The organism is Ruegeria sp. AD5 (assembly GCF_056542345.1).
Genome location: NZ_JBQFZR010000002.1, coordinates 1,507,314 through 1,523,097 on the forward strand (window position 1 = coordinate 1,507,314; position 15,784 = coordinate 1,523,097).

Consider the following 15,784-nt stretch of genomic DNA (forward strand, 5'->3'; position numbering starts at 1 on the left):
ATCTGTTCAAATCATATCTTTCAATTTAGGTATTAACTCTATGTTATATCTCACTCTGCGCCAATACGAATATGTTTGCGCCATCGGTCGGCATGGCAGCCTGTCTGCTGCGGCACAACGCCTAAATGTCTCGCAACCTGCCTTGTCCAATGCGCTGACCCGGGTCGAATCACGTTTGGGATATCCACTGTTTGCCCGAAGACGGGGTGCCGCGATGGCGCTGACCCCGCAGGGCCGCAAATTCATCGAAGAGGCCGAGGCCTTGTTGAAGCGAGCAGCGCTTTTGGAACAGTCAAAGCAGCCGATAACCGGCGAGCGCCGATTGCGCCTGGGATGCTTTGTCGATCTGGCACCCTTTCTTCTGGCCCAATCTCTGCACCGCCTGCAAGAAGCTTTGCCCGACGTCGTCCTGACACACGGGGTTGAGACGTTCGAAGGCCTGATTTCCGGCTTGATCGATGGCAGATACGATTTTGCACTCACCTATGAGCTCGGCATGGATGCCGGTTTTTCTTGTAAGAAGTTGTTCGACAGCACCCCACACGCACTGCTTTCACCTGATCATACACTAGCGGCGGCCAAGCAGCTAACCCTGACCGAGCTAGCGTCATATCCACTGATTCTGTCTAAAGAGGGTTTGTCTGCACAGCATGTACTCGCGCTTTTCAGACGCAAAGGTTTGAACCCCACAATCTCGCACCGAGCGGAATCATTGGAGCTTTCGCGCAGTCTGGCCGCTCATGGGGAAGGCATCGGGATAAGCTATACCAGCCCCAAAAACGGCTTCAGTTATGATCAGGTCCGCGTGATAAGCCTGCCGATCACCGATCCAGACGCAACCGAATCTGTTGTATTGGCACGGCATGGCACGGGGCCGACAGATCCGATGATCACGCAGGCTGAGCATGCGTTGGTTACGTTGTTATGTAAGGATTAGAGGTTACTTCTTCCGCAGGCGGATCACCACATCGACCGAAGCGATTTCGACGCCTTCAGGAGCTTCCGGCAATTGTTGGATCACCAATTGGTCGGATGGTGCATCGCTCAGACGGCTTTCGTCTTCCCAATAGAAATGCGGATGGTCATGCGTGTTGGTGTCGAAATAGCTTTTGGACCCGTCAACAGTGATCTCTTGAAGCACCCCGGCATCGCAAAACGCCCGCAATGTGTTGTATACGGTCGCCAGCGAAACCGCGTCACCTTTGGCTTTTGCGGATTCAAACAGGCTTTCCGCTGTCACATGACGATGCAGACCGTCGCCCACAAGCAATTCGGCCAAAGCAACCCTTTGGCGCGTGGGGCGCAAACCTGCGTCAACCAACCAATTTGCAGCGATCTCACGGCTCTGAGGTGTCATGAATCCGATACCTGTGTTTTGCTGCCCTTAATATAAGTGCGCCCTGCCTGCAATTTCAAATGAAATTCATTCGCAAAGAATATTGTAGTCACAACAAGATATGGAGTGCTGGTCTTGCAGGACCTTGCATACGGGTGATAGACGAGGCCAGATGTAATAAACGGACCCAGGCAGGAGAGGCGGCAGAATGGCCCAATTCCCGAGCAGTTTTGACAAGGACGATCTGCTGAAATGCGCCCGCGGCGAACTATTTGGCCCTGGCAACGCGCAGTTGCCGGCTCCGCCGATGTTGATGATGGACCGCATTACCGAGATTTCCGGCGACGGTGGAGCGCATGGCAAGGGTCATGTGCTGGCCGAATTTGATATCACACCTGACCTTTGGTTCTTTGACTGCCATTTCCCCGGCAATCCGATCATGCCCGGCTGTCTGGGCCTGGACGGTTTGTGGCAACTGACCGGCTTCAACCTCGGCTGGCGCGGCTGGCAAGGACGTGGCATGGCCGTTGGCGTCGGAGAGGTCAAGTTGACCGGCATGGTGCGCCCGGACCGGAAGATGCTGACCTATAAGATTGATTTCAAAAAGGCGATCCAGACGCGCCGCCTGACCATGGGTGTGGCAGATGGCATCGTCGAAGCCGATGGCGAATTGATATACGACGTCAAGGATATGAAGGTCGTTCTGTCAGACGCCTGAGCCTGACCGGCCGCAATAAGGAGTACGCACATGCGTCGAGTAGTCGTCACCGGTCTGGGGGTTGTGTCCTCGATCGGGAACAATGCCGAAGAGGTGCTCGCCTCGCTCAAAGCAGGCAAATCCGGCATCGTAGCAAGCGAACAAATGGTCGAGCACGGCTTTCGCAGCCAAATCGCCGGTTCGCTGAAAATCGATGTGGCCGATCACGTGGACAAGCGGACCCTGCGGTTCATGGGTCCGGGTGCTGCCTATGCCCATATCGCGATGAATCAGGCCATCGCGGACGCCGGGCTGACCGAAGATCAGGTGGTCAATCCGCGCACAGGTCTGGTGGCCGGTTCGGGTGGACCATCGACCAGCGCGATGTTGACCGCGCACCAAACCGTGCTGAAAACCGGCGCAACCAAACGGATCGGCCCGTTTGCAGTGCCAAAGTGCATGTGTTCGACGATTTCTGCGAACTTGGCGACCGCGTTCAAAATCAAAGGTATCAACTACTCGATCACCTCGGCCTGCTCGACCTCGCTGCACTGCATCGGCAATGCGGCTGAACAGATCATGCTGGGCAAGCAGGATGTGATGTTCGCGGGCGGCGGAGAAGAGCTGGACTGGACCCTGTCCTGCCTGTTCGACGCGATGGGTGCGATGTCGTCCAAGTACAACGACACACCTGATAAAGCCTCGCGCGCATTCGATCAGAACCGCGACGGATTTGTGATTTCCGGCGGTGGCGGCATCGTGGTTCTGGAAGACCTCGAGCATGCGCTGGCGCGCGGTGCGAAAATCTATGCCGAAGTAACCGGCTATGCCGCGACATCTGATGGGCACGACATGGTGGCACCATCCGGCGAAGGCGGCGAGCGCGCGATGCGTCTGGCGCTGTCGACCGTGCCCGAAGGCCGCAAGGTCGGCTATATCAATGCCCACGGCACCTCGACCCCAGTGGGCGACGTCGGAGAAGTCGAAGCCGTACGCCGTATCTTTGGTGAAGGCAGTGTGCCTCCGATTTCATCGACAAAATCGATGACCGGTCACGCGCAAGGCGCAGCGGGGGCGCTTGAGGCGATCTTCTGCCTGCTCATGCTGGAACATGATTTCATTACTCCGTCGATCAATGTCGACACACTTGCCGACGGCATCCTGCCCGGTGAAATTGCAACTCAAGTGGTTGAAAACGCAGGCTTGGACAGCGTGATGACCAATAGCTTCGGCTTTGGCGGCACCAACGGATCCATGGTTCTGTCGAAGTATAACGGGTGAACAAGATGTCGGATATTCTCAAGGGTAAACGCGGCCTGATCATGGGCGTGGCTAATGACCGCTCTATCGCGTGGGGCATCGCCAAAGCCATGCACGAAGCGGGCGCTGAGCTGGCTTTCACCTATCAGGGCGAGGCATTTGGCAAACGGCTCGAACCGCTGGCCCAAAGCTTGGGCAGCGACTTCATGGTCGATGCGGATGTGACCGATGATGATTCACTGGATCGCGCGTTTGGCGAGTTGTCCGCCCGCTGGCCAACAATAGATTTTGTTGTCCACGCTATCGCTTATTCGGACAAGTCCGAACTGACCGGTCGATTCTTGAACACCACGCGGGCAAACTTCAAACACTCGCTGGATGTGTCGGCCTATTCGTTCATCGAAGTTGCCCGTCGCGCTTATCCGCTGATGAAGGACAATGGCGGCACGTTGTTGACCCTGACCTATCAGGGGTCGAACAAGGTTGTACCAAACTACAATGTCATGGGCGTCGCCAAGGCTGCGCTGGAATCGGCGACGCGCTATCTGGCGAACGATCTGGGCCCCGAGGGTATTCGCGTGAACGCCATCTCGCCCGGCCCGATGAAAACATTGGCGGGTGCGGCTATTGGTGGTGCACGCAAGACCTACAAGTTCTGCGACCAGAACGCACCGATGCGTTCGAATGCCACGCTGGAGGCCGTCGGAGGCACCGCCGTGTATCTTGCGTCCGACGCCGGCAGCTATACTTCGGGTGAGATCATCCGTGTCGATGGCGGGTATCATATTCTGGGCATGCCTCAGCCAGAGGCCATGTGACCATATCTTTCCCTGCGGGTGCCAAGATTTGAACATCTTTGCCCCGCAGGGATTACGATATGAGCAAACTTGAACAGATCCTTGCGAGCAACACGCGCTCGCCAGCTTTGAAACGCAAATCAGGAAGCGGACGTGCGCGTCTTTTGCTGCTGATTCTCACATCGCTGCTGATTGCCTTTGTGTTTCTGACCCAACCGCCCGTGCGCGATGCGATTGAGCCGTTGTTGTCACATATCCCGGGCCTTTGATCCAATCAGCGTCAGTTGATCGAAACGATTTCGATATCGAAGACCAGATCTTGCCCCGCTAGTGGATGATTTGCATCCAAGGTCACCGTCGCCTCATCTACCTCGACGACAGTCACTGGCAATGCCTGACCGTCAGGAGTTTGCATCTGTAACTGCGTGCCAGGTTCAAGCGGAATGTCATCCGGGATGCCTTCACGCGGGATCTGCTGCCGCATGCCCGGATTGATCGGGCCATAGGCGTCAACGCAATCGATCTCCACACGCTTTTTCTCGCCAATCTGCATGCCCGGCAGGGCAGCGTCCAGACCGGGTATGATCTGCCCGGAACCAACCGCAAACTCCAACGGATCGCGCCCCTCGGAACTGTCGAAGACTTTGCCGTCCAGCAGAGTTCCGGTGTAGTGGATGCGAACCGTGTCGCCTTGTTTGATTGCGGTCATGATGGCCTCCGGCCTGAAAAGAAACGAACGGCGCAGCCTAGAGGCTGACACAGCATTGTAAACCCTGCCCTCTTTAACCCCGGAACCGGTTGTGTTTACCTGCGCCCGATCAGGGGAGGATCGGATGGCTATCACCACGTGTGTATTCGACGCTTATGGCACTCTGTTTGACGTGGCCGCCGCCGCCAGGCAGGCCGCAACAGAGCCCGGATTTGAAGCGTTGGCTAGCAAATGGCCCGAGTTGGCCAATCACTGGCGTCTGAAGCAACTGCAATATACATGGTTGCGTGCTGTCGCTGATGCGCATTGTGACTTTTGGGATGTCACGCAAGATGGGCTGGATTGGGCCTTGGAAGCGGTTGGCCTTCAAGGGGATATCACCCTTCGGCAGCGTCTGCTCGATTTGTATTGGGAATTGCAGGCCTATCCCGAGGTCCCCGATATGTTGAAGGCGCTGAAGGCCGGTGGGTTGCAGACCGCCATCTTGTCCAACGGTTCACCCCCGATGCTGAACGGGGCGGTGCAGTCTGCCGCGATCGGTGATGTGCTGGATGATGTTCTGTCGGTCGAAAGCGTGGGGGTCTTCAAACCCCATGCCAGCGTATACGATCTGGTGCAAAACCGGTTCGGTTGTACGCGCGAAGAAGTTCTGTTCGTCAGCTCAAACGGCTGGGACGCTGCCGGTGCAAGCGGCTATGGATTTGTCACAGCTTGGGTCAACCGCGCTGGCGAACCAATGGATCGCCTACCTTGGAAACCTGCACATGTGCTGCCAGATCTGACGACGATCCCACAATTGGCAGGGCTTTGATGGCGTATTTCACCACCTTGGACGGCAAACGCCTGTACTATGAAGATACCGGCACGGGCCATCCTCTGCTTTGCTTAGCTGGCTTGACGCGCAACTGCCGCGACTTTTCATTTCTTGCGCCACATATGAGTGATCTTCGTATGATTGCGATGGATTATCGCGGGCGCGGCAAGTCCGATTTTGATGCGAACTACATGAATTACAACATCCTGCGCGAGGGGCTGGATGCGGTTGAACTGCTGGATCAACTGGGCTTGAAGAAAGTGACCCTGTTGGGCACATCACGCGGGGGGCTGGTCGCCATGGCGCTGGCCGCCAGCCATCCTGACCGGCTGGCAGGTGTTATCCTGAACGACGTTGGCCCGGTGATCGAACCCGGTGGCATTGCCAAGATTATGGACTATGTCGGCAATCCCCCAAGTTCACAATCCTATGATGAGGCTGCGCAGGTCCTGCAAACGATGATGGCGCCACAGTTCCGGGGCATCGCTCAGGACGTCTGGAAACTGCAGGTAGAACATCAATACATTCAAACCGATACCGGACTACAGCTGCGTTATGACCCCGCATTGCGACAAGCGCTGATCGAGCAGGCCGCCATCACCCCGGCACCGGACCTGTGGCCTTTGTTCGACGCCCTGCGTACGATCCCCACCGGTGTGATCCGCGGCGCAAACTCTGACCTTTTAAGCGCGGCCACAGTGCAAATGATGCACGCACACCACCCCGAATTGATCTCGACCGAAGTGCCGGGCCGAGGACATGTCCCGTTCCTGAACGAGCCTCAATCCCTAGACCTGATCCGCAAGATACTGGACGCCAAATGAGCAACATAGACATGATCGAAGCCGCCGCCGAGCGGCTGAAAGGTCACGTGCGCGAGACGCCGCTTCTGTCATCGCCTTTCCTGGATGAAATCGCGGGTCGCCGCGTTCTGATCAAACCCGAATGCCTGCAACACACCGGCAGCTTCAAATTTCGCGGCGCGTGGTCAGCTATTTCGGCATTGGATGAGGCGGCGCGCAATCGGGGCGTCATCGCCTATTCCTCGGGCAATCACGCGCAGGGTGTTGCTTATGCGGCGGCACAGCATGGAATCTCGTCCGTCATCGTCATGCCGTCGGATGCGCCAAAGCTGAAAATTGAAAACACCCGCGCGCTGGGCGGTGAGGTCGTCCTATATGACCGTGCCAGCGAAAGCCGCGAAGACATCGGCGAGGCATTGGCTGCCGAGCGCGGTTTGACCTTGATCCGGCCTTATGACGAACCGCAAGTGATCGCTGGCCAGGGAACAACGGGACTGGAGCTGGCGCGTCAGGCACGGGCGCTGGGCGTGACCGAAGGTGACGTTCTGATCTGCTGTGGCGGCGGTGGGCTGACATCTGGTATTGCGCTGGCGTTAGAGCGTCACGCGCCCGGTCTGCGCCCTCGTCCATGCGAGCCTGAAGGGTTCGAAGACGTGAAACGCTCGCTGTCAAGCGGGACGATCCAAAGCAACGACGCTACTTCGGGAAACATCTGCGACGCAATCCTGACGCCACAGCCGGGGCAGATTACCTTTCCCATCCTGCAGCGGCTTTGCGGCCCTGGTCTGTCGGTATCTGAACAGGAATCACTACGCGCCATGGCCCTTGCGTTTCTGCGTCTGAAGATCGTGCTGGAACCGGGCGGAGCTGTTGCTTTAGCCTCTGCCCTGTTTCGCAAGGATCAGATTGATGGGGATGCGGTGATCGTAGTCGCCTCGGGCGGCAACGTGGATCCGCAGATCTTTGAACGGGCGTTGGAATTCCTTACCTGACAATCGCTTACAGCCGGTGCAAAATCCGGTCGTAGTCGTTTTAACCGACACCCTGAGCAGACGGGGACGCTAAACATGCATATCGCTGACCTCAAAGATGTTCGGATACACTACCGAATTGATGGCGACGCCGCTGGCGCCCCCATCGTGTTTGCTAATTCACTGGGTACGGATATGCGGCTGTGGGACCCGATATTGCCGCTACTGCCCAAAGGCCTGCGCATCATTAGGTACGACAAACGCGGGCACGGATTGTCAACAGCACCCTCAGCGCCCTATTCCATGGGAAATCTGGTGCGCGACGCCGAGCAATTGCTGGATTATCTAGAAGTCAAGGATTGCGTATTCGTGGGTCTGTCCGTCGGTGGCATGATTGCGCAGGGCCTGGCGGTCAAGCGTATGGATCAGATCCGCGCGCTGGTGCTGTCGAATACGGCCGCCAAGATCGGCACTCCCAAGATGTGGCAGCATCGTATGGATGCTGTCCGTACCGGCGGGATCGAGGCACTGGCGGATGCCACCATGGATCGGTGGTTCTCGAAATCATTTCGCGCCAGCGCCGAGATGACGCTTTGGCGCAACATGATGGTCCGACAACCGGTCGATGGCTATCTGGGCTGTTGCGCTGCAATCTCGGGCACCGATTTCTATACGCCAACCAGCGGATTGCGCCTGCCGACCTTGGGGATTGCGGGCAGCGAAGACGGCTCAACCCCGCCCGATCTGGTGCGCGAAACGGTCGATCTGATCCCTGGTTCACGCTTTGCGCTGATCCGAAAGGCAGGCCACCTGCCCTGCGTCGAGCGCCCTCAGGACTTTGCCCAATTGATTGGTGATTTTCTGACCGAGATCGGACATATTTGAAGGAGGGATTGTTGGCAGATTTCTTGCTTGTACATGGCTCTTGGCACGGTGCCTGGTGCTGGCGCGATCTGATCCCGGAATTGACCACATTCGGACATACCGCCCGCGCCATCGATATGCCAAGCCACGGCTCGGACCCGACGCCTATCCGCGATGTCACCCTTGGAACGTGCAGAGATGCCGTGCTGAAGGCTTCGACACCAAAGACCATCATCTTAGGGCACTCGTGGGGTGGATATCCAGTAAGTGCGGCTGCCGAGACCGACCCGAACGCCATGCGAGGTGTGATTTATCTAAGTGCCTATGTTCCGAAATCCGGGCTATCTATGGTCGAAATGCGCAAACGAGCCCCACGCCAACTGATCGGAAATGCCGTCGAAGTATCCGGCGACGGGTTGTCGTATTCGGTGGTACCGGATCAGGTGCACGACCTGCTTTATCACGACTGCGCGCGCGAGGTGGTTGCCTATGCATTCGCGCGCCTGTGCCCCCAGGCGATCGCACCGCAGACTACCCCCCTAGACGTCGGCGATAACTTCGCGCGCGTTCCAAAAGGGTACATCAGAACTACCGATGACCGAATCGTTCCAACCGAATATCAGGCCGAGATGGCGGGTTGTGCGGACCCTGATATGCACCTCACGATAGACAGCTCTCACTCGCCGTTTTTTTCGCATCCTGAGCATCTTGCCGGGTTGATGCACCAGATCTCGCAACGAATGTAGCCAGCCACCGTCGATGTCCCGACCCCGATACGCCGTGCGCCGATCTGTTTGGTTGTCGCACACTGAACCGATGACCCACACAATGCTTATCAATAGGTGGATTCTTTTGCGTCTACCCCACTTTGGCAGAACAACGACACATCCGTGACGGTTTCCACCTTGCAGGTCCCGCCGGGACGGGTCACCGTGATCCCGTTAGGGAGCGGGAAAACACATGCAAACCATCAAAGCAGCCGTATGCCGGGCCTTCGGCGAACCTCTGGTCATCGAAGACATCCTGATCGCACCACCCGGCATGGGCGAGGTCGAGGTCACGCTGGATGCAGTGGCGATTTGCCATTCGGACATTTCCTTTGCAAGCGGCGCATGGGGCGGCCACTTGCCCGCGGTTTACGGGCACGAAGCGGCTGGCATCGTTTCTGCTGTTGGCGAAGGCGCAGGGGATTTCAAACTTGGTGATCCCGTTGTGGTAACCTTGATCCGCGCCTGCGGGTCCTGCCCGTCCTGTGCCGGTGGCATGCCCACCATTTGTGAAACACCTTATGACACGGTGAAAGGTCCGCTGCAGACTGCCGACGGTGATGCGCTGGAACAGGCCATGGCATGCGGGGCCTTTGCCGAAAAGGTAGTTGTCAGCCACCGACAAATCGTCCGCATTCCCGAAACGCTGCCCAAGGACCTTGCCAGCCTGCTGTCCTGCGGGGTGATCACCGGTGTTGGTGCAGCAGTCAACGCCGCCCAGCTTCGCCCCGGGCAGGACGTGGTTGTCATCGGCGCCGGGGGCGTCGGCTTGAACGCAATCCAAGGCGCACGTATTGCCGGAGCTCGCCGTATCGTTGCGGTCGATATGACACAGGATAAGCTGGATATCGCAATGGAGTTCGGCGCGACCCATGGTGTTTTGGCCAGCCAGAAAGAGCCGTGGAAAGCCGCCTACAAGGCGCTGGGCGGACGTGGCGCAGACGCCGTCTTGATTACTGTTGGTGCAATCCCCGCCTATGATCAGGCCCCGCGTTATCTTGGTCGGGGCGGTAAGGCGATCATGATCGGGATGCCCCATTCTGGTGACATGTCCAGTTACGAACCCGTCGTGCTGGCCGCGCTTGGCCAGGGCATGGTGGGCTCAAAAATGGGCGATGTAGTGATCCAGCGAGACATCCCCTGGATGATCGATCTGTATGAACAGGGGCGGCTGAAACTGGACGAGTTGATCTCGGGTCGCTGGACCCTGTCACAGATCAATGAGGCCATCGAAGACACCAAGTCCGGTGCGGCCAAACGCAATGTAATCTTGTTTGATCGCGACTGAACCCCGCAAAAGGAACACCCGATGAAACTGCAAGATCTCGATGTCATTGTCACCGCGCCTCCGGCACCGGGTTGGGGTGGGCGCTATTGGATTTTGGTCAAGGTCACCACGGATACGGGCGTGATCGGTTGGGGGGAATGCTACGCGTCCTCGGTTGGTCCCGAAGCCATGACCCATGTCATTCGCGATGTATTCGAACGGCACATGCTGGGCGAAAACCCCGAGAATATCGAGTTGATGTTCCGCCGCGCCTATTCCAGCGGCTTCACTCAGCGACCAGACCTGACCGTCATGGGTGCGTTCTCAGGGCTCGAAATCGCCTGCTGGGACATTTTGGGCAAGGATCGTGATCGTCCGGTCTATGCGCTGCTGGGTGGGCGGATGAACGACCGTATCCGGGCGTACACCTATCTCTACCCACTTCCTCAGCATAACCTGACGGACTTCTGGACTTCACCTGAGCAGGCCGGAGAAAGTGCTGCTGAAATGGTCCGGCGCGGCTATACCGCCGTCAAGTTTGATCCCGCCGGGCCTTATACGATCCGCGGTGGGCACATGCCCGCTATGTCCGATATCTCAATGTCGATAGCGTTTTGCAAAGCGATCCGTGAGGCAGTTGGAGACAAGGCCGATCTGCTGTTCGGCACTCATGGTCAGTTCAACACAGCCGGAGCTATACGTCTGGGCCAAGCGCTCGAACCCTGTTCGCCGCTGTGGTTCGAAGAACCCACACCCCCCGACATGATCGAGGATATGGCCCGTGTGGCGCGCAATGTCCGTATCCCTGTCGCGACCGGTGAACGGATGACAACCAAAGCGGAATTTGGCGCGGTCCTGCGCGCCGGGGCCGCCGAAATCCTTCAGCCTGCGTTGGGACGCGCTGGTGGTATCTGGGAGATGAAGAAAGTCGCCGCGATGGCCGAGGTTTTCAACGCCCAGATGGCACCCCATCTGTATGCGGGACCGATCGAGTGGGCGGCGAATATTCATCTGGCGGCGTCGATCCCGAACCTGCTGCTGCTTGAAAGCATCGAGACCCCATTCCACGATCAACTGATAAAGGGAAGCATCCGCGTCGAGAAGGGCTTCGTCACTCCTCCGACCGAGCCCGGCCTTGGTATCGAGGTCGATGAAGGCCTTGCCCGAGCCCATCCCTACAAAGGTGACGGGCTGCACCTACAGATGCAGGAAACCCCATGTGACTATGCAAATGGGAATGCGTTTCAAGGCGGTGCACCCGCAACCGAAGGGTAACAATCGACAGGCGAGCAAGCCGATCAGTTCGAGACATACCCCGCGATGACCTGCAACAGTTTAAAGGCTGTGGCTGCATCGTTCTCGACGACCGCCAGAAATTCCTCCTCACCGATCCGTAGGCAGGACAGTTCCGTTTCAGCCACCATGCTCAACGCCCGAGGCTCTTTTCGGATCAACCCCAGCTCTCCCACCAACGCGCCCGCACCAACCGTTGTGATCAGTTGATCGGCCTCGCCCGAACGCGGCAGGTACAATCCTGCCTCGCCCTCAAGGATGACATAGGCGCCATCGGTTGGCTGATCATCCTTCAGAAACACCACCTGGCCAGGTTTCGCTTCGAACCAGCGCGCACCAAAGGCCAGCAGTCGAAGCTGGCGACGGTCGAGCCCAGAGAACAACGGGGTCTGCTCAAGCGCACGCAATTTGCGTACCAGATCGGCAGAAGCCGCACCGTCGCCGTCGACGTCGGTTGGGCCTTCACCCGTCACGACCCGGCCCTGACGGATTTCAACATACATGTCGAAAACATCTGGATTTTCGAACGCATCATTTAGATAGATTACAGTAGTTTCGGGCAGCAATTCACGCAGATTTTTGTAAACTGCGACCTGTGTCTCCATATCATAGCTGGCAAGCGCGGTTTCAAGGATCAGAATATCTGGCTTTTTGATCGCAGCGCGGGTAAAGGCCAGCGGTTCGGCAAATACCGCAGGCAAGTTCTGGCCGCCAATCGAGACCGGAACATCATAGATCAGTTCCACCACCATCGGTCGCGCCCCGTTCTCGGCCAGAACATCGACGATCAGTTTGCGCGCCTCGTCGGTCCGCGCACCGCCGATCTGGCTGACCTTGCCAAACAGTGCGTTTTCCATAACCGTCAAACCGGGTGCAAAGGCATCTTCATCCAACGGGACGAATACATCGTGCAACGGTTCCAGCAATTTGGCCGAGTGGCTGTGGCGAAGCTCAAGAATGCGGTTCTTCAGCTCATTCGAAAACGCCGGGCCAATCTGCTCGGCCGAGATCACAAATGGCACCGAAAGCAAGCTAGCCAATTGTTCGTCATCCAGCCCGTTTGCGCCTTCCTTCCGGGTTTGCTCGACCAATTCAACCGCGGCCTCGTAGGTCTGGGCCTCAAGCCCCAGCTTGCGGAACAGAGGGTGATCCGTTCCATCAAGCCCAAAGATCTGGCGCAGCATCTCAATAACGTCGCGTGTCAAACTGATCAGGGTTTCATCCAACCCCAACTCGCGCAACTGGCCTAGAAACACGGTTTGCTGTGCCAGCAATTGCCGTGTCACTGGAACACAAGGGGTGGCAAACAACAGGTTCTCAGCAACCGGTAGCGCAGGGTTATACGCGCAGCGATCGAAAATCAGCGCCTGCTGATCAAGCCCGGCCTCGCGCACCGCCTTCTGCACCCGAGGGCGCAATTCGACCAGCTTTGCTGCCAGTTCCGGGCGCTCATTCGCATCAAACACCTGCTCGGCACCGCGCTGAAACAACGCCGCGCCCGAGCCCATGCCATCGATCAGTTTCAGCCACCAATCGCGCAGCCGCGCCGTATCGTCAAAACCCGCCATTCCGGGGTCAAGCCATTCGGCGTTGAATGGATCAGCACTATTGCCTGCCCTCAGCGTCTCGGGGAAATCCGGATCCTCGGTGGACTTGGACAATGGATGTGACCGCATCGGCATCATCACATTTTCACCCAACGTGCCCTGAAACATTATGGGGCGCGAGGTTGCTAGACCTATTCGTTGGGCAACAACGCTTTGATGCAGGCCAGCCATATTGATGCCGCCGATTTCAATACGGCCAGAGGTTGGCAGTATCTCGCGGGTCAGCAACTCGGTCAGCGCATGGCGATCTTCCTCGCTAGTGGCCGAAATGCCGACCGTTTTAGCTGCTGGGAACGTTAGGTCCAGATCATCCAAAACCTGATTGCCGTCGATATCACGAACCGAGACCTGATTCAGTACGATATCGCCATTCAGATGCGGACGATCCGCTGGCTCTCCATCGAATAGGGCTTCATCAATCATTCCATCCGGTGCGAAACGATCAATCACGACATCCCATCGCAGCGACATGTCCTGCGTTTGATTATAATAGGTCAGCAGTTCCTTCCAGGGCGAGCTCAAGTCTTTGTAAGCCGCCAGCGCAGCCACCAGAGCACCCAGCGAAACAGATCCCTGCAACACCAGCAGGCCACCGACAAGGTAGAACATGAATGGCGTCAGCTGCGATATGAAGTTGTTGATGAACTTCATAAAGAACTTCTTCTGATAGATCTCAAAGCGGATGGCGAACAGCCGCCCCAGTTGGTCCGAGATCATCGCCCTCCGATATCGCCAACCGCCATTGGCCCGTAGGGTCGAGGCTCCGGCGGCGTTCTCGCCGATCTGGGCAGCCAAAACGCGGACCTCTTGAATGCGCTTCTTGTTCAGAAGATTAATCTGGCGTTGCAATCGCGGGATCAGCCAGGCCTGCAGCGGGATCAACGCCACCGCGGCCAGTCCGAACCAAACGCTTTGGAGGAACAGAAAGGACAGGATCGTGATCATTTGTCCGGCCTGCAGCACGGGCTGACTAATCGCATCCCCCATCAGCCCACCCATCGGTTCGCTTTCAGCGGTTATCATCGAGACCATTTCGCCCTGACTGACCCGCTCAAAATATGGTTGTGGGAAGCGAAGCGCGCGGTTGATCAACTGATAGCGAAAGCGGCGCAGCATACGCTCGCTCAGTACACCCTTCATGGTGTTGATACGCATCTTCATGAGCCCGTGCGCCAGCACCGCAGCCAGAAAGGCAAAGCACAGGATCATCAGAAAAGTGGTCTGCGTCAGGCTATAACCCCAGACATCGACAATCTGACTTGTCGCGCCGATTGCGTCATTGATTATGCGCTTGGGCAGCTCCAACGTCAGGTAAAGCAAAGGAAACAAGGTCGACGTCACGGCCAGCAAAATCAACTGGTCGCGCTTCGAGTATTTCCAGATGAACTGAAAGATCGATCGTTCTATTGAACCCGCCCCTACTAACGATCCGCCGCTCAAATCACTGATTTTGGCGTGAATACAACGGGCCGAATTTACCGCAATCGTATCCTCGGACGCAAATGAATTTCCGATTTGCGCCTAATTTGCGTTGTGTGAACAAGTTCATTTGCGCGTTTCGCGTTTACCCCCTAATCTCCTGATTCAGGACGATATCGGGAGGATTCATTTGCCTGCCAGCTTTGGCGCTGTGTTTCTGTTGCTGTGCCTGCTTCAGATCAAACACATGTTCGCCGACTATTATTTACAGACGCCCAAGATGCTTTCCGGGCGAGGCACGTATTTCCACATGGGGCGCGCGCAACATGCTGCTGTGCATGTTGTGGGTTCGGTCGTGATTTTCGCGCTCTTTCGCGCCCCGATTGAATTCATACTGATCATCGCTGCGTTGGAATGGATCGTGCATTTCCACATCGACTTTGCCAAAGCCAACTATTCTGACCGCAAACAGCTGCAACCCAATCAGGCCGCTTTTTGGCGTGCCGCTGGTCTGGATCAGTTGTTTCACAACCTTACTTATATTGGCATGGCCTGGGCTTGGGTGGCTTTCGCGGCTTAAGCTTCAGGGTACCACCGGTCGGTTCCGCTTGATCGTCCGCAGCACGACATTCGTTTGCGCGCTGGCGACGGCGGGCAATCGAAACAAGAAATCTTCCAGAAACGTGTTGTAAGCCGACAGATTCCTGCACAAGACACGCAGATGATAATCCGCCTGACCTGTCGTGGCGTAGCATTCCTGCACTTCGGGGCTGATCTCGACGGCCCGGATGAAGTCGACAATCTTGTCCGGGTCATGCCGGGTCAGGTGAACATGCACGATTGCTTCGAACGTCAACCCCATCTCGGCAGGGTTCACCAAAGCGCCATACCGTTCGATCACCCCAGCCTCTTCCAGCGCGCGCACCCTGCGCCACAGGGCGGAGGCTGACATGCCGACAGCATCTGCCAATTCGGCGTTTGAAACCCGGCTGTCATTTTGAAGCAGCGTCAGAATGCGGTGGTCCCGATCATCAAGAGTGGTCATCTTGGAAAGATTCATCCGTAAATATAACTAAATCTGGTGAATCCTATCATATTTTGCAGAACTCGCACAAACTCTGAAACAGAAATTCACCTGCGGGGGGTTAAAATAACCGAACACCAAAGACAAAAACCCATG

17 protein-coding genes are annotated in these 15,784 nt (G+C 57.0%); 13 read left to right on the forward strand and 4 right to left on the reverse strand.

Annotated features, from left to right (window positions below):
* The first annotated feature begins 40 nt into the window (after positions 1 to 40).
* On the forward strand, positions 41 to 937 hold the full coding sequence (locus ACR0JG_RS16085; protein ID WP_480571016.1) for a LysR family transcriptional regulator: 897 nt from the start codon (positions 41 to 43) through the stop codon (positions 935 to 937).
* A 3-nt stretch (positions 938 to 940) separates the two neighbouring features.
* Here the strand turns inward: ACR0JG_RS16085 and irrA are convergent, their stop codons facing one another.
* Positions 941 to 1,357, reverse strand: coding sequence for an iron response transcriptional regulator IrrA (gene irrA / locus ACR0JG_RS16090; RefSeq protein ID WP_170397577.1), 417 nt, complete (start codon positions 1,355 to 1,357; stop codon positions 941 to 943).
* A 187-nt stretch (positions 1,358 to 1,544) separates the two neighbouring features.
* Between irrA and fabA the strand changes: the two genes are divergently transcribed.
* Genes fabA through ACR0JG_RS16110 form a run of 4 tightly spaced genes read left to right on the forward strand, consistent with a single transcriptional unit; the run spans position 1,545 to position 4,359 of the window.
* The gene (gene fabA, locus ACR0JG_RS16095) at positions 1,545 to 2,054 is read left to right on the forward strand and encodes a bifunctional 3-hydroxydecanoyl-ACP dehydratase/trans-2-decenoyl-ACP isomerase (protein ID WP_039538618.1); all 510 of its coding nucleotides are present in this window, start codon (positions 1,545 to 1,547) and stop codon (positions 2,052 to 2,054) included.
* Positions 2,055 to 2,084: 30 nt separating this feature from the next.
* Entirely contained in the window at positions 2,085 to 3,314 is a 1,230-nt protein-coding gene (gene fabB, locus ACR0JG_RS16100; RefSeq protein WP_170397584.1) for a beta-ketoacyl-ACP synthase I, read from the forward strand.
* Positions 3,315 to 3,319: 5 nt separating this feature from the next.
* Positions 3,320 to 4,111, forward strand: a complete 792-nt coding sequence (locus ACR0JG_RS16105) for an enoyl-ACP reductase FabI (RefSeq protein WP_170397587.1) — start codon at positions 3,320 to 3,322, stop codon at positions 4,109 to 4,111.
* Between the two features lie 59 nt (positions 4,112 to 4,170).
* Positions 4,171 to 4,359: a hypothetical protein gene (locus ACR0JG_RS16110; protein ID WP_170397589.1), complete on the forward strand. Its 189-nt coding sequence runs from the start codon at positions 4,171 to 4,173 to the stop codon at positions 4,357 to 4,359.
* Between the two features lie 11 nt (positions 4,360 to 4,370).
* Here the strand turns inward: ACR0JG_RS16110 and ACR0JG_RS16115 are convergent, their stop codons facing one another.
* The gene (locus tag ACR0JG_RS16115; RefSeq protein WP_170818117.1) at positions 4,371 to 4,799 is read right to left on the reverse strand and encodes an FKBP-type peptidyl-prolyl cis-trans isomerase; all 429 of its coding nucleotides are present in this window, start codon (positions 4,797 to 4,799) and stop codon (positions 4,371 to 4,373) included.
* Between the two features lie 124 nt (positions 4,800 to 4,923).
* On the opposite strand from ACR0JG_RS16115, the gene ACR0JG_RS16120 reads away from it, so the two are divergent.
* From ACR0JG_RS16120 to ACR0JG_RS16150, 7 genes are all read left to right on the forward strand, one after another.
* Positions 4,924 to 5,610: a haloacid dehalogenase type II gene (locus ACR0JG_RS16120; protein ID WP_480571020.1), complete on the forward strand. Its 687-nt coding sequence runs from the start codon at positions 4,924 to 4,926 to the stop codon at positions 5,608 to 5,610.
* On the forward strand, positions 5,610 to 6,437 hold the full coding sequence (locus ACR0JG_RS16125) for an alpha/beta fold hydrolase (RefSeq protein WP_480571023.1): 828 nt from the start codon (positions 5,610 to 5,612) through the stop codon (positions 6,435 to 6,437). The genes ACR0JG_RS16120 and ACR0JG_RS16125 overlap by 1 nt, the downstream gene beginning before the upstream one ends.
* Positions 6,434 to 7,408 (forward strand): threonine/serine dehydratase family protein, encoded by a 975-nt coding sequence (locus ACR0JG_RS16130; protein WP_170663912.1) that lies wholly within the window; start codon positions 6,434 to 6,436, stop codon positions 7,406 to 7,408. The genes ACR0JG_RS16125 and ACR0JG_RS16130 overlap by 4 nt, the downstream gene beginning before the upstream one ends.
* Before the next feature lie 75 nt (positions 7,409 to 7,483).
* Positions 7,484 to 8,272, forward strand: coding sequence for a 3-oxoadipate enol-lactonase (gene pcaD, locus ACR0JG_RS16135; protein ID WP_170647423.1), 789 nt, complete (start codon positions 7,484 to 7,486; stop codon positions 8,270 to 8,272).
* Positions 8,273 to 8,283: 11 nt separating this feature from the next.
* Entirely contained in the window at positions 8,284 to 8,997 is a 714-nt protein-coding gene (locus ACR0JG_RS16140) for an alpha/beta fold hydrolase (protein WP_170397608.1), read from the forward strand.
* A gap of 214 nt (positions 8,998 to 9,211) precedes the next feature.
* Complete coding sequence (locus tag ACR0JG_RS16145) at positions 9,212 to 10,306, forward strand: Zn-dependent alcohol dehydrogenase (protein ID WP_170397613.1); 1,095 nt, start codon at positions 9,212 to 9,214, stop codon at positions 10,304 to 10,306.
* Positions 10,307 to 10,327: 21 nt separating this feature from the next.
* Positions 10,328 to 11,560 (forward strand): mandelate racemase/muconate lactonizing enzyme family protein, encoded by a 1,233-nt coding sequence (locus ACR0JG_RS16150; protein WP_480571026.1) that lies wholly within the window; start codon positions 10,328 to 10,330, stop codon positions 11,558 to 11,560.
* A 23-nt stretch (positions 11,561 to 11,583) separates the two neighbouring features.
* Here the strand turns inward: ACR0JG_RS16150 and ACR0JG_RS16155 are convergent, their stop codons facing one another.
* Positions 11,584 to 14,625 (reverse strand): ABC transporter transmembrane domain-containing protein, encoded by a 3,042-nt coding sequence (locus tag ACR0JG_RS16155; RefSeq protein ID WP_480571029.1) that lies wholly within the window; start codon positions 14,623 to 14,625, stop codon positions 11,584 to 11,586.
* Positions 14,626 to 14,794: 169 nt separating this feature from the next.
* On the opposite strand from ACR0JG_RS16155, the gene ACR0JG_RS16160 reads away from it, so the two are divergent.
* A complete protein-coding gene (locus ACR0JG_RS16160) occupies positions 14,795 to 15,184 on the forward strand; it encodes a DUF3307 domain-containing protein (protein WP_170397621.1) in 390 nt (129 codons plus the stop codon).
* 3 nt (positions 15,185 to 15,187) lie between these two features.
* Here the strand turns inward: ACR0JG_RS16160 and ACR0JG_RS16165 are convergent, their stop codons facing one another.
* The gene (locus tag ACR0JG_RS16165; RefSeq protein WP_170397624.1) at positions 15,188 to 15,649 is read right to left on the reverse strand and encodes an Lrp/AsnC family transcriptional regulator; all 462 of its coding nucleotides are present in this window, start codon (positions 15,647 to 15,649) and stop codon (positions 15,188 to 15,190) included.
* Positions 15,650 to 15,784 lie beyond the last annotated feature (135 nt).